The sequence below is a fragment of the Enterobacter sp. EC_64 genome (genome assembly GCF_019584165.1).
In the GTDB taxonomy this organism is placed as follows: domain Bacteria; phylum Pseudomonadota; class Gammaproteobacteria; order Enterobacterales; family Enterobacteriaceae; genus Enterobacter; species Enterobacter roggenkampii.
Genome location: NZ_VDAS01000004.1, coordinates 15,628 through 29,112, shown reverse-complemented (window position 1 = coordinate 29,112; position 13,485 = coordinate 15,628). Strand labels below are relative to the sequence as shown.

Sequence of the window (13,485 nt, the reverse complement as noted above, 5' to 3'; positions counted from 1 at the left end):
GAAGAAATTAATTATGGTATGCAAAAGTGATACAGAAACGGAAATAAAGAGACCTCGCCGTGAGCGAAACGTTTTTCTATAAAAAGATGCCGCATTTTGTTATATAAAAATGCGGCTACCATAAGAATATATAATACATCTGCGAAAGCGTTATCTCGCCGATTTCGCCTCCGCCATTTGTCTGCGGCGTCGCAGCGCAATAGCCAGCTGGATAATATTGATTAAAACGACAATCGCCGTCGCCGCAAATACCCAGCGAAAACCGGCCATCGCGGAAACGGAGGCGCCAATAAGCGGACCGGCAACATTCCCCAGATACATAAATGACTGGTTATATCCAAAAATACGCCCCGTCACCTGGTCGCTGGAATATTTGACCAGCAAGGTCTGTACCGCAGGCAACATGGCACCATCGGCAAAGCCGAGCAGAAATCGCAACACGCCAAGCTGAAGCGGAGAGGTGACAAACGACATGGCGAAAAAGAGCACCACCGCAAAGATCAGCGTCGCCATCAGAATGCGCGCGGTGCCGATCCGGTCACCCAGTTTTCCAAGACGCGGCGCGGAAATCAGCGCCGATACACCCGGCACGGCGGCAATCATGCCGCTTAAAAAAGCGATGTTCGTGCTCTCCGGCTCCATTGACTTGATAAACAGCGCCAGAATCGGCCCCACGGAACCGTTACAGAGCTGGATCACCATGGTGGTGACAAACAGGCTGATCATCAGCCCCGGATAAGGCAGCGAGGCAAAAACGGCCTTGCCGCTCAGGCGTTCAGATTTACTGATAACCGGGCGGCCTCCCTCTTTAATCATAAAGAGCGTGACCAGAAAACTGACCACCAGCAGAACCGCAGTGATGATAAATACCGCGCGCAGTCCGACGTGATCCGCCAGAAAGCCCCCCAGCAGCGGGCCACCGATGACGCCGCTGATCTGCGCCGTGGAGAGCGTGCTCAGCGCCCAGCCGCTCCGCTCGCGCGGCACCTGAGAGGCGACCAGCGCCATGGCGTTTGGAATATACCCGGACGTCAGTCCCATCACCGCTCGCAGGAAGAACAGCTGCCAGACGTTGGTGGCGAAGGCCTGCAGCAGAATGGCTATTGCCATCCCGAGCGAGGCGCGCAGCAGCATCAGTTTTCTGCCTTTTCGATCGGCCAGGCTGCCCCACATCGGTGACACAATGGCGGAGACCAGAAACGTGACGCTGAACGTCAGGCCGGACCACATGGAGAGCGCTTCGTGCGAGGTGACCCCCAGCTGCGAGACGTACAGCGGCAGGAACGGCAAAATCTGGCTGATGGCCAGCCCGGTGAAGAAGCAACCGAACCAGACCGAGATGAGATTAACTTTCCAGGATTCCATACAGAATAGTCTTCATTTTTAGGCGAATTCGCCGTCAGATTAGCAAGTTACGCGTGTTAACGTCGCACCAGAGATGCGGCCTGACCGACTTTGGTGTTTTATCTTCCCAGTCATCATATTTGTGAAATAAGTCACAATTCATCCATTTTCTGGCGGAATATTATGCTTCACCGGCACAGGCCAAAACCGCGCATTCCGAGATGAAAATGGTTGGCATGCGCCGCGTTGTACTCTGGCCCCAGACCGTTCCCGTAGTACCCGCAGCTTGCCGCCAGCATCGCCTTCAGCCAGGGCTGCGTCGTGGCCGCCTTCCAGCCGTTCAGCACCGTGACGCGGTCGCCGTTCGCCAGACGAAAAGCGGCAATATCCAGCGCCTCCGCCGTGGCATGCTCGCTGCGGCGCGCGTCAGGGCGGTGATAAATATTGCGGCAGGCAAAGCTGCCGAGGTGATCGATACGCGCGAGGTCGCTGCCCGTATAGCGTTTTGTCAGCGGCCGGGCCTGCTGGCTGATAAAGAGGGCTGAGCTGAGCGCCAGCGGACAGCTGGCAAGAAAACTGCCGTTCAGGCTGACCGGGCCGAAGTTGCGCACGCGCACGACGTTGCTCAGCGGGCATTCCCCGGCGCTGTCAGCGACCGGCTGGGTGCGGATGAGATCGCGTTGATTAGCCTGCGCAAGCAGGCTTGCGCAGGCCTCGGGCGTTAAGCGCCGAAGCTTATACTGGGTGATTCGGCCTGGCGGATCGTCAAGCGTCAGCGGCGTGAAAGGGTTGTAGTAAGGCGGCAACCAGCGGTAACCCAGCGTTGCGATGGTCAAAATGGTAAATCCGGTCAGCAGCGTTTTTCCTCTCACTCGCCCCCCTGAACATTCCCCCAAACATTATGGCAGAAGGTCGCGAAACCCGCCGGGCATCGTGGTATGTTATTGGCTTTTCGTCAGACTGGAAGAGAGTGAGATGGCTAAGCAGCGCGTAGGTATTGTCTTTGGGGGAAAATCAGCGGAACACGAAGTGTCATTGCAATCGGCTAAAAATATCGTTGATGCGATCGATAAAAGCCGTTTCGACGTGGTGCTGCTGGGCATTGATAAACAGGGCCAGTGGCACGTTAACGATGCCAGCCAGTATCTGCTGAATGCTCACGATCCGGCCCATATCGCCCTGAATCCTTCAGAAATTAGCGTCGCCACCGTACCCGGCGTCGCGAAGGGGCAGCTTATCGATGCCGGCAATGCTCAGGCACTCGCCCAGATCGACGTGGTCTTCCCTATCGTGCACGGCACGCTGGGGGAAGATGGTTCCCTGCAGGGAATGCTGCGCATGGCCAACCTGCCGTTCGTCGGCTCGGACGTACTCGGCTCCGCCGCGTGCATGGACAAAGACGTCACCAAACGCCTGCTGCGCGACGCCGGGCTGAATATCGCGCCGTTTGTGACGCTCACCCGCGCCAACCGCGACAAGCACAGCTTCGCGCAGATTAGCGCTGAATTGGGTCTGCCGCTGTTTGTGAAGCCAGCAAACCAGGGCTCCTCCGTGGGCGTCAGCAAAGTGACAAGCGAAGCAGAGTTCACACAGGCCGTCCGCCTGGCGTTTGAGTTCGACCATAAAGTGGTGGTTGAGCAGGGCATCAAAGGCCGTGAAATTGAATGCGCCGTGCTGGGCAACGATTTTCCACAGGCGAGCACCTGCGGCGAAGTGGTCTTAAACAGCGACTTCTACTCGTACGACACCAAATACATTGATGATAAAGGCGCGCAGGTTGTCGTGCCTGCGGATCTCGATCCGGCGGTTAACGATAAGATCCGGGCGATCGCCATTCGCGCTTATCAGACGCTCGGCTGCTGCGGCATGGCGCGCGTGGATGTGTTCCTGACGGCGGAAAACGAGGTGGTGATCAATGAAATCAACACGCTGCCGGGGTTCACTAACATCAGCATGTATCCGAAGCTGTGGCAGGCGAGCGGCCTCAGCTATCCGGAACTGATCACCCGCCTGATCGAACTGGCGCTGGAGCGTCATGCTGCCGACAGCGCGCTTAAAAGTTCCGTAAACGGTTAATCGGCGCGCTTCGCCGACGCTGCCTCATCCGCTGTCGTCTCTTCAGGACGGCGGCGGATAATCAACCCCGCCAGCCAGAAACTGATAACCCAGGTCACCAGCCCGACGGCATAGGTTTGCCAGCCTTTTGCCTCAAACCCCAACAGGCCCACGACACCGTTAAGAATAAAGATCAGCCCGATAGCGAAGGCGTAGTAGTGCCAGTCACGGCGTAGTTTGGACGTGAGCTTCATAACAACTCCGGCAGGAAAAAAAGACATCCTCTCACAGTTTTACGGCCAGGTCTGTGGCAGATACGGAAATTCTGAAACGCGACGCAATTTCACTTAAGTTAATAAATTGTGACGTGCTGCAGAAATCAACAATCCAGGAGGATTCCGGCGCGTAAATTACCACGATTCTGATATTGACAAATGCGATGACCTGTCAAACTCTCCCTGTACGAAGCGTATTAACAGAGCGATTTATCCGGAGGTCATCATGGCTGACTTTACATTGTCGAAACCGATTTTTGGCGGAAAACCAAAAACCTCCACGGCGGGTAATATCGCGTATGCCCTGTTTGTTCTGTTCTGCTTCTGGGCTGGCTCGCAGCTGCTCAATATGCTGGTCCATGCGCCTGGCGTTTATGAACATCTCATGCAGGTACAGGATAACGGACGCCCGCGAGTTGAGATTGGCTTTGGCGTCAGCACCCTGTTCGGCCTGATTCCCTTCCTCGCGGGATGTATGATTCTGGGCGTTGTGGCATTAGTGCTGCGCTTTCGCCGCCGCCGTTAAAGCCCCATACAGCGAGCCCGGCGATCGTCCACGCGTTTCGCGAACCACGCGGTGGTCAGGTTACGCGTGATCTTCGGGCTTTCCAGCTGGATCCCCGGCAGGATAGCCCTCGGTAACGTTTTCCCGCTTTTCTGCTCTGCGAGCGCAAACACCTTCTTGTACAGATCCGTTTTCTCAAAGGCCAGGCTGTCGCCTTTCTCAAGCTGACGGCGAATGTCGCTGTTGCTCATATCAAGCGTTGTCGATAATTTCCGGATCGCCCGCTCGGTGCTTCCCGCCTCGCTGCTGCCGTAGGCGATAAGATCGCCGTCCAGCGCCAGCTTAACGCCGCTTGCGCGGCTGACCGCACTCTGGAATGCCGCATTACGGCTGGCATACCAGCCTGCGTTAAAGTCGGCAAAGCGGTACAGCGGCTCATCGTAGTTGGCCGGGTAGTTCAGCAGGTGATACGTGCCGAACCACAGTCCGCCGCGCAGGGAGAAGACCTCCTGGCGCACCGTACCGTCGATTTTCCACGGATAGCCGTCGGTGTGTTTCTCCGCGAACGCGATGCTTACCTGCATTGGGCCACCGGTGTGGACCGGGTTCAGTGAGCCAAACAGCTTCTGACCCATCGGCACCATGTTGATGAAATCATCGAAAATAGCGCTAAGCTGTTTTTCGGTTTTCACCGTGTCCAGCCGTTCGCTGTAGCTTTTGCCGTTCGGCGAGGTGATTTTAAGCGCGGTATGCACGAGGAACACCGGGATATGCATGGACTCCGCGCGGCGGTCGATCTCTTTCCAGGCGATTTTATTCAGCCCCGGCACAGCCGGGTCTGACTGATACATCGACTCCTGCTGTGCCACCGCCAGCACCGAACAGATGTTCTCCTCGGTCGGCGCAATCTTTTGGCTCTCAAAGGTTTTTGCCAGCGCGTCTGCCCACGCATTGCGATCTTTCACGCTGGCGGGCATTTTCTGCCGCACAACGCTCGCCACATCAACGGGCTTCTCGCCCTTTTTGAGCGGAGCGGCCCCCTTTTCGGCACAGCCTGCCAGCACAAAAGCGGCCAGTATGGTCAACGGTAACGCGCGCGGTACGGCAAAAGACATAGCAACGTCCTGTATTAGCTAAATGTGTTGGTGACTTCCTGCAGGTCACGATCGTCCAGCTCGCGTTCAAAGCTGCGCAGACGTTTGTAGATGGACATCAGTTCCACCAGCGTGGTCCAGGAGCTGATCAGGTACTGGAATGAACTTCTGACCTGATCGAAAACGTTAGTAATTTGGGTCATCAGTCCCAGGGTAATCGTCCCTGCAACAATTGACGGGAACAACAGGACTATTCCAAAAACAGTATCGGCCTGAAGATATAAAATACGAGCTATGTTGAAATACATGTAGTGGAAGTAGAGCTTAAAGTAGTTAAAACGGACGTTCTGAAATAACTCTTTTACCGTTGGTGGCGCAGCTCGTGATGGGTCATCCTCACCGTAAACGAGTTCTTTACGGTAAGCCGCTTCCACGCGCTGATTTTTAAATTGTAACCCCGGCAATTTGATCCCCACCACAGCAAGAAGCCCCGTTCCCATAAGAGACCAGACCAGTGCGGCAATAACCAAACCATAGGGTAAATGACCAACAATTGGAAGTTCAGGCACATGGGGTGAAAGTGCAATCAGAATCGGTAAAAAAGCGATAAGTTTCATCACAGCATTAAGCAAGCTGACCCCCATGTCCTCCAGCGTTGAGGCAAAACGCATGGTGTCTTCCTGTACACGCTGTGCAGCACCTTCGATGTGCCGCAGTCGTTGCCAATTTGCCATGTAATATTCGTTCATAGCTGTACGCCAACGGAAAACGTAATGGCTAACGAAGAAATTGTTCAGCACTGCCACTGTTACTGCAATCATGGCAATGCCGGTAAAACTAACGAGACTGGCATAGAGTTCACCAATCGGAACCTTATTCGGGGCGCTTAGCGCTTTTTGGATCAAATCGTAGAAGGGTGCATACCATGCATTAATTGCAACACTCACTTCCACCATGAACCAGGTAACGAAAATGATCAGTGCAGATCCCAAAATCGACCAAACCTGCCAACGATGCGGAGAATACTTGAACCAGAAGAGTGCAAACAGCCCCACACATACCGTGTAGTAGGCATAAAATACGATAAAGCTGAGCGACCAGAAGCGCGCCGCGCTAATCGGCACCTCACCTGTCGCCCCCGTGATGCGCGTCAGCCATGCGCCGCCGCCCGCCTGCCAGAAAATGACAGCGATCAGTGCCCAAATAAATGCCGACAGGAAAAAAGGTCCCGGCTTTGGGAAAAAAGACTTAAACATAATGCTTCCTTCTTGTTGTTATGGCTGTTGCTGTGTACAACACGTCACCACACGAAAACCTGCCCGCGCCAGACTCCCGGCCCGGGCAAAAAGGTCAGACCCGAGCGTTAATTATTAGTTCGCTTTCCAGTTTTCAAGAATTGTTTCGGTGCGTTTCACCGCGAGAGGATTCGCTGGCGCAATGAAGTTACGCCAGACGTCGTTGTGATGGTTAATCAGGATCTGTGCGTCAGCAGCCGGACGGTTGGCGGTGGTATGGGCATCTTCGGCAACGGTGATGTGATAACCCCGGCTAACGCCGTTCTTGATCGTCGCATCGACGCAGTAATCGGTGGCGCAGCCGCAGATGACAAACTCACGAATGCCCTGCTCCCGCAGCAGCGCCTCAAGCCCGGTGTTGTAGAAGGCATCGCAGGCCGTTTTGGTCACGTAAAGCGCACCAGCAGGCTGATGGAGTTCAGGCAGTAGCGCAAACCCTTCGCTTCCCTCTTCCAACCCCCCGGCCTCGGTATGCTGTATAAAAATCACCGTGTCGGCTGCCTGCGTAAGCTGGTTGATCAGAGAGACACACTTTTCGCGCTGATGACGAGGGGTTTCAAACACCCCGTTTTGCATATCGACAACCATAACCACACGCTTCTCAGACATACCGTTCTCCGTAAGATTGAGTGACACTGGTGCCTATCATAAGCCCGATGTCACAAAATGGGAGATGGCTCGCAAGTAAATTGTTCATATTTACCCATGGTTACGTTTTTCTCGCTATCGTTATGCAATTCGGGGCATTGCACGGTACCGATTAGTAGTATAAATACCCATTACTTTCCTCATTCACTTCATGGATGCTTTTCGTTGAAACGTTGTCTGCTCTCTTTTGCCGCGCTGTGTGCGGTGAGCTTCTCTACCGCCCAGGCAGCCCAACCGCTGACGGCTCCCGTTTTAGCTTCAGATATTGCCGATCGCTACGCGAACCTTATCTATTACGGCAGCGGCGCGACCGGTATGGCGATGGTCGTTATCGACGGAAACCAGCGTGTATTTCGCAGCTTTGGCGAAACGCGCCCGGGCAATAACGTTCACCCGCAGCTGGATTCCGTTATCCGCATCGCATCCTTAACCAAGCTGATGACCAGCGAAATGCTGGTGAAACTGCTCGATCAGGGCGTGGTGAAGCTCGACGATCCGCTCAGCAAATACGCGCCGCCAGGCGCCCGGGTACCCACGTATCAGGGTACGCCGATCCGGCTTGTGAACCTTGCTACCCACACCAGCGCCCTGCCGCGTGAACAGCCAGGCGGCGCGGCGCATCGTGACGTATTCGTCTGGCCAACGCGCGACCAGCGCTGGAGCTATCTGAGTACCGCCACGCTGAAGGCGGCGCCGGGCTCTCAGGCCTCATATTCAAACCTGGCGTTTGACCTGCTGGCGGATGCCCTCTCAACGGCGGCTGGCAAACCCTACACGCAACTGTTTGAAGAACAGATCACCCGTCCGCTCGGCATGAAAGACACCACGTTCACCCCGTCCCCGGACCAGTGTCGTCGCCTGATGGTGGCGGAGAAAGGCGCCAGCCCCTGTAATAACACGCTGGCGGCCGTGGGCAGCGGCGGGGTTTACTCCACGCCTGGCGACATGATGCGCTGGATGCAGCAGTTCCTTTCTTCGGATTTCTACTCTCGCAGCAGCCAGGCCGACCGTATGCAGACCCTGATTTATCAGCGTACTCAGCTGCATCGGGTCATCGGGATGGACGTGCCGGGTAAAGCCGATGCGCTCGGCATGGGCTGGGTCTATATGGCACCGAAAAATGGCCGGCCGGGGATTATTCAGAAAACCGGCGGCGGCGGCGGATTCATCACCTATATGGCTATGATTCCGCAGTCGAACGTGGGCGCGTTTGTGGTGGTCACTCGCTCCCCGCATACGCGTTTCGTCAATATGAGTGACGGTGTTAATAACCTGGTGGCGGAATTGAGTGCCAATAAAGCCCAGGTGCTTACCGCATCCAACTGAGATTAATATTCCGTGGGCAAGCGTTTGATGCTGACCAGCTTGCCCCGGCTCATATTGATATAATTTCCCTGTCGCAGAGCGGCCAGAACCTCGGCAACAACAGAACGTGAAATGCGTGTGCTTTGCTGAATATGATTCATCACACCGATTTTTGAACGCAGCGTTTCATCCCACTCGGCCATATTAAGCAGCATCGCGCGGATCTGGTGATAGGAGTTATTGCCAACCAGCTGCTTATCGCGCTTCTCAAGAATGTAATTTATCCAGGATAACCAGCTGAAGGCCTCTTTCCACAGTGAAAATTGCTGGATTTGTTGTCGGGTAGTTTCTGTGGATAAATAAAAACCGGTACAGGCCGTTTTGGCAATCACTCTGTATTCCTGTGAATGATTAATCATCACCGTAGCCAGACCAAAAATAAAGGGGGCAGTCGCAATCCCCACCAGAAGTTCATCAGAAGGGCGATAGATCTCAATAACGCCGGTTTGTAATACGATCGTTCGAGGCTCATTCGATTCGCCCGACGTAATTAATTGTTGGGGTGCACATGTAAAAGGGGTACTGGCTGCTATTAACCCCTGTTCGAGCCGGCGTAATTCAGAAAGTGGTTTCGCATTAACGTTCATGCAGACCTCAAGTCATCCGTATTTGTCGGTTCAATATTATTTTTATTGCTTCGCTAAAAAGCGGAGGAGATAACCCCTCCCCCGCTTTATTGATTACCAGGTATATTTCACACCCAGGTTTGCGCCCCAGTTCTGGTCAACGTCGCCGCCGCCAAGATATGTGGCATCCGTGTAAGCGCTGAAGTTCTTCGTGAAGCTGAACTGGGTGCCCAGCCCAACACGAACAGCTGAACCTTTCACGCCGTTATCAATGCTGTCACCGTTAATATCGGCATTGTTATCGGCGTCGTCATAAACCCAGGCCAGTTTGAAGTAAGGGGTCAGAGCCTGATCGCCGCCGTAGTTGAAGGTGTAACCCGTATCAACACCGAGTTCATAACGCAGGCTATCGTATGATTGTCCATCCATGCGCATGTCATTGCTGAGGCGATAATCATCGCCTGACTGGAACAGACCCGATACGGCTGCGTATGGCGTTACGTAGCCAGAGAGGTTTGGCTTCCAGTCATAGCCCAGCTTCAGACCAAAGCCAACAGCGTCACTGGTGGTATTGCCGTCAACATACTGACCGTTGCTCATGTTAGCGGAGAGATCGTTGTTGAAGCGGGTGTAGCTCAGGGAGCTGTCGAGGAAAAGATCGTTCATGAACTTCGCTGACGCGTAGATCATCGCCGTCTGGCTATCCTGATCGACCTGACCGGTACGATCGCTGATATCGCCCTTCGCGAAACCTGCCGCACCACCGACGATCCACTTCGCGTTATTACCGTCAATCTGGGTATCCAGACCCACCATAATACCGCTCACGTCCTGATCGTAGCTGATAACGCCGTTGTCACCGTCGAAGTTGCCGCCGAAGTAGCTCACCCACGCCCCGCCGTTATCCGCCAGGCCGTGACGGCTGTTGGTCAGACGCGCACCTACGGTATCCTGCTGCAGATTCCAGATATTGGTATTAGCAGAAGGGATGCTCAGCGCCATATTGGCATAGTCGGTCAGTTCTTTCTGCTGCAGAACGACGGTGTCACCCTGCTGCTGCGCCTGGTAGGTATAAGCACCTAAATCGGCTTTGTTTGCGGCAGTAAAGCTGGCCGCCGTATCCGCGTTATTGTCATAGACACGGACAATCTCTTTATTTTTGTAATCAGCGACGGAACCTGCTCCGGTCGCGTCGTCGATACGGACTTTATAGTTGCCTGCGACGTCACCGTTCACCGCCAGATGGCCGTCAGAGTGAATGGCCACTACGCCGTAGTCATAATCGGCGCTTCGCTTGTCGTTAGTGATATAGCGTGCGTTGTTCAGATCGCTGTTCAGCACGTAATCGCGGCTCGCAACATTCAGCACGCCGCCATCGGTCAGAACCATCGTGTGCGTATCAACCTGGCCCAGACCCAGCGCCAGCTCTGCACCGTTATCCACGGTGATGGTGTTGGCATACAGCTCGGCCGTTTCTTCCGTCAGTGCCGCACGGCTATCGCTGTCCAGATACAGATGGTCGGTGGCCACGCCGCCGTTGTCGCCGATGTTCAATGAGGAAGCATTGGTCAGAGTGATGGCATCCGCCAGCAGGCCTGAGTTTTCAACGTTGACCTGAGACTGGTTGTTGACCGTCAGGGTGTCGATGTTAGACACCTTACGGGTATCCCACTCGGAGCCGTTGTCCAGCGCGATGTTAAACAGACCGCTCTGATACACTGCTTCACCCGCAACATGTCCGTTGTCGTCATAGGTGGAGTCCGGCCAAATGCTGTTAGGGGACAGAGCGTTCCAGTCTACGTTGCTGTAGCCCTGGCCATACATCTGCGCCGTGCCGATAGCCTCGACGCTGGACTGTGCTGCGCCGACCCATTTGCTGCCGTTGGTAAGCGTCACATCCAGCTTATCGGTGCCATCCCAGCCGTTGGTGGTTGGGTTATAGATGCCGTCTTCGGTGGTATCGGTTGCCGGATCGCCGTTCGGGTAGAAGTTGTTGTCGAAGGTGCTGGAGAACAGAATATCGCCAGTAACGGTGGAATGATCGAACGTGGCGGTGGTTTGCATCGCGTTATCAGACGCGCTGGCGGCCACAATCAGCGCCGCATCGTCTGCCGCTGTCGCGCTGGTTTCACCATAGTCGCTCGGCTTCGCGGTTTGACCGTAGAATCCGCTGGTACCTAAATCGCTGTACGCACCGGAAGTCAGTACCGAATCTTTCACCAGTAGCGTGTCGGTAAAGACGTTGCTGCTGTTGGCTACGCCTTCAACGCCGTCGTATGGCGTATTATCCAGCTCCTGGTCCCCCTGCGTCAGGGTAATCCCCGCGACGTGAGAATTATTCTGGATAACAATATCCGATTCCACATCCAGGGTAATCGCATTACCCAGATCGTACGTATCCAGATAGTGTCTTTCCGTATTTTCCCCATTCACGACATCATACGCATAATGCTCGTACGTATCGTTAAGGGTGGAATTATCAACGGTCAGGCTAAAACGATCGTATTGCGTATGATGGGTGCCGTCAGCATCCACGCCATCAGCACACGAGGTGGTCATACACTCAGAAGTAATCATGCCGTTAATGGTGCTATTGGAAATACTCAACGCATTCGCCCGGCCATTGATGCCATCATCCAGGTAGTACGTTGAAATAACACCATTCACGGTGGCTTTATTAATCACGGGATAAATATCACCATCATGGATGGCATCCGAGTAATCCCAGTCGGCATAACCATAATACCAGGGGGTGGACGCTGTATTATCGTATCCGAAGGTATTATATGTCGTACCGGAAATATCCTTCGCATTGGCCTGAGAAGCGATAGCCAGGGTGCAGGCTAATGCAAGTTGAGATACAACGAGTTTCTTTTTCCATGTTTGCATTGGGTCATCCCTCCTCAGGGACGTAAGCAAGTTTGTCCATCAATGAATTTGCAATATTTAATTGCGGAGGGAATTATGCAGTTTCATTTCGAAAAGGTTCAATGAATGTTTCCATTAAGTCCGTATTCAGACAAAAAACACATTCAGACCACAAACCATAAGGCGTCATAAAATAAACATTATAAAAACAGAATGTTAATACACGGCTAAACCAATCGAAAAAACACACCGAAAAATAATAAATCATTTTTAATTATTCTTTCATTCCATATATAAATAACACGAATATTTCATTCTCCTCTCAGCGTTATACTGACCTGCATTATATATTATTTATGACAGGCAAACTCACCTGCCGCATTTCACAAAAGCAAAATGCCCACTTTAGTAAAACACCCGTCTTCACTTTGATGTACACTAGCCCTCTTTGTTCCACAAACATCAGGCATACCATGACCGATTTAATTGCACGTCCCCGCCGTCTGCGTAAGTCACCTGCACTGCGCGCTATGTTTGAAGAGACAACCCTGACCTTAAACGATCTGGTGTTGCCGATTTTTGTTGAAGAAGAGATCGATGACTACAAAGCCATCGAGGCCATGCCGGGCGTCATGCGCATTCCGGAGAAATATCTGGCGCGTGAGATCGAACGTATCGCCAACGCGGGGATCCGCTCGGTGATGACCTTCGGCATCTCCCATCATACCGACGCCACCGGCAGCGACGCGTGGAAGGAAGATGGCCTCGTCGCCCGCATGTCCCGCATCTGCAAAGAGACGGTGCCGGAAATGGTGGTGATGTCCGACACCTGTTTCTGTGAATATACCTCTCACGGCCACTGCGGCGTGCTGTGCGATCACGGCGTGGATAACGATGCTACCCTGCTGAACCTCGGCAAGCAGGCGGTCGTCGCGGCCGCTGCGGGTGCGGACTTCATCGCACCGTCTGCGGCGATGGACGGACAGGTTCAGGCGATTCGTCAGGCGCTGGACGCGGCCGGTTTCACCGACACCGCCATCATGTCCTACTCCACCAAATTTGCCTCCTCCTTCTACGGTCCGTTCCGTGAAGCAGCCGGCACGGCGCTGAAGGGCGATCGTAAAACCTATCAGATGAACCCGCTGAACCGTCGCGAAGCGATTCGTGAATCCCTGCTCGATGAAGCCCAGGGCGCAGACTGCCTGATGGTAAAACCGGCTGGCGCATATCTTGATATCCTGCGCGACATCCGCGAACGCACCGAGCTGCCGCTGGGCGCTTACCAGGTGAGCGGCGAGTACGCAATGATCAAGTTCGCCGCGCTGGCAGGGGCGATCGACGAAGAGAAAGTGATCCTTGAAAGCCTGGGCGCGATCAAACGCGCGGGCGCGGATCTGATCTTCAGCTACTTCGCCCTGGATCTGGCCGAGAAGAAAATTCTGCGTTAATCCGCTTTAGCGCCGGGTGGCG

The 13,485-nt window shown here is 54.1% G+C and carries 12 protein-coding genes; 4 read left to right on the top strand and 8 right to left on the bottom strand.

Annotation, left to right across the window (positions count from 1 at the left end; genetic code table 11):
* Positions 1-150: 150 nt before the first annotated feature.
* Both FHC52_RS04275 and FHC52_RS04270 read right to left on the bottom strand, forming a co-directional pair.
* Positions 151-1,365 (bottom strand): multidrug efflux MFS transporter, encoded by a 1,215-nt coding sequence (locus FHC52_RS04275; RefSeq protein WP_126288708.1) that lies wholly within the window; start codon positions 1,363-1,365, stop codon positions 151-153.
* A gap of 167 nt (positions 1,366-1,532) precedes the next feature.
* Entirely contained in the window at positions 1,533-2,216 is a 684-nt protein-coding gene (locus tag FHC52_RS04270) for an extensin family protein (RefSeq protein ID WP_126288706.1), read from the bottom strand.
* A gap of 103 nt (positions 2,217-2,319) precedes the next feature.
* On the opposite strand from FHC52_RS04270, the gene ddlA reads away from it, so the two are divergent.
* Positions 2,320-3,420, top strand: coding sequence for a D-alanine--D-alanine ligase (gene ddlA / locus FHC52_RS04265; protein WP_021241680.1), 1,101 nt, complete (start codon positions 2,320-2,322; stop codon positions 3,418-3,420).
* Here the strand turns inward: ddlA and FHC52_RS04260 are convergent.
* On the bottom strand, positions 3,417-3,653 hold the full coding sequence (locus tag FHC52_RS04260) for a DUF2754 domain-containing protein (RefSeq protein ID WP_008503286.1): 237 nt from the start codon (positions 3,651-3,653) through the stop codon (positions 3,417-3,419). The two genes, ddlA and FHC52_RS04260, sit on opposite strands and share 4 nt — an antisense overlap.
* Positions 3,654-3,900: 247 nt before the next feature.
* On the opposite strand from FHC52_RS04260, the gene FHC52_RS04255 reads away from it, so the two are divergent.
* Positions 3,901-4,200: a DUF2755 family protein gene (locus FHC52_RS04255; RefSeq protein ID WP_008503287.1), complete on the top strand. Its 300-nt coding sequence runs from the start codon at positions 3,901-3,903 to the stop codon at positions 4,198-4,200.
* On the opposite strand, the gene FHC52_RS04250 is transcribed toward FHC52_RS04255, so the two are convergent.
* The 3 genes from FHC52_RS04250 to FHC52_RS04240 form a co-directional block, all read right to left on the bottom strand.
* The gene (locus tag FHC52_RS04250) at positions 4,197-5,294 is read right to left on the bottom strand and encodes a DUF1615 domain-containing protein (RefSeq protein ID WP_039265812.1); all 1,098 of its coding nucleotides are present in this window, start codon (positions 5,292-5,294) and stop codon (positions 4,197-4,199) included. The genes FHC52_RS04255 and FHC52_RS04250 overlap by 4 nt on opposite strands.
* 14 nt (positions 5,295-5,308) lie before the next feature.
* Complete coding sequence (gene sbmA, locus FHC52_RS04245) at positions 5,309-6,529, bottom strand: peptide antibiotic transporter SbmA (protein ID WP_021241683.1); 1,221 nt, start codon at positions 6,527-6,529, stop codon at positions 5,309-5,311.
* Between the two features lie 114 nt (positions 6,530-6,643).
* Positions 6,644-7,177, bottom strand: a complete 534-nt coding sequence (locus tag FHC52_RS04240; RefSeq protein WP_023343468.1) for an isochorismatase family protein — start codon at positions 7,175-7,177, stop codon at positions 6,644-6,646.
* A gap of 204 nt (positions 7,178-7,381) precedes the next feature.
* Here FHC52_RS04240 and ampH point away from each other — a divergent pair, with 204 nt between their 5' ends.
* The gene (ampH, locus tag FHC52_RS04235) at positions 7,382-8,542 is read left to right on the top strand and encodes a D-alanyl-D-alanine-carboxypeptidase/endopeptidase AmpH (protein WP_008503291.1); all 1,161 of its coding nucleotides are present in this window, start codon (positions 7,382-7,384) and stop codon (positions 8,540-8,542) included.
* Positions 8,543-8,544: 2 nt separating this feature from the next.
* Here ampH and FHC52_RS04230 read toward each other — a convergent pair whose 3' ends face one another.
* Together FHC52_RS04230 and FHC52_RS04225 are read right to left on the bottom strand one after the other, a co-directional pair.
* A complete protein-coding gene (locus tag FHC52_RS04230) occupies positions 8,545-9,168 on the bottom strand; it encodes a helix-turn-helix domain-containing protein (protein ID WP_126288704.1) in 624 nt (207 codons plus the stop codon).
* A gap of 93 nt (positions 9,169-9,261) precedes the next feature.
* A complete protein-coding gene (locus tag FHC52_RS04225; RefSeq protein ID WP_126288702.1) occupies positions 9,262-12,036 on the bottom strand; it encodes an autotransporter outer membrane beta-barrel domain-containing protein in 2,775 nt (924 codons plus the stop codon).
* 452 nt (positions 12,037-12,488) lie between these two features.
* On the opposite strand from FHC52_RS04225, the gene hemB reads away from it, so the two are divergent.
* Positions 12,489-13,463, top strand: coding sequence for a porphobilinogen synthase (gene hemB, locus FHC52_RS04220; RefSeq protein WP_021241687.1), 975 nt, complete (start codon positions 12,489-12,491; stop codon positions 13,461-13,463).
* Positions 13,464-13,485: the final 22 nt, after the last annotated feature.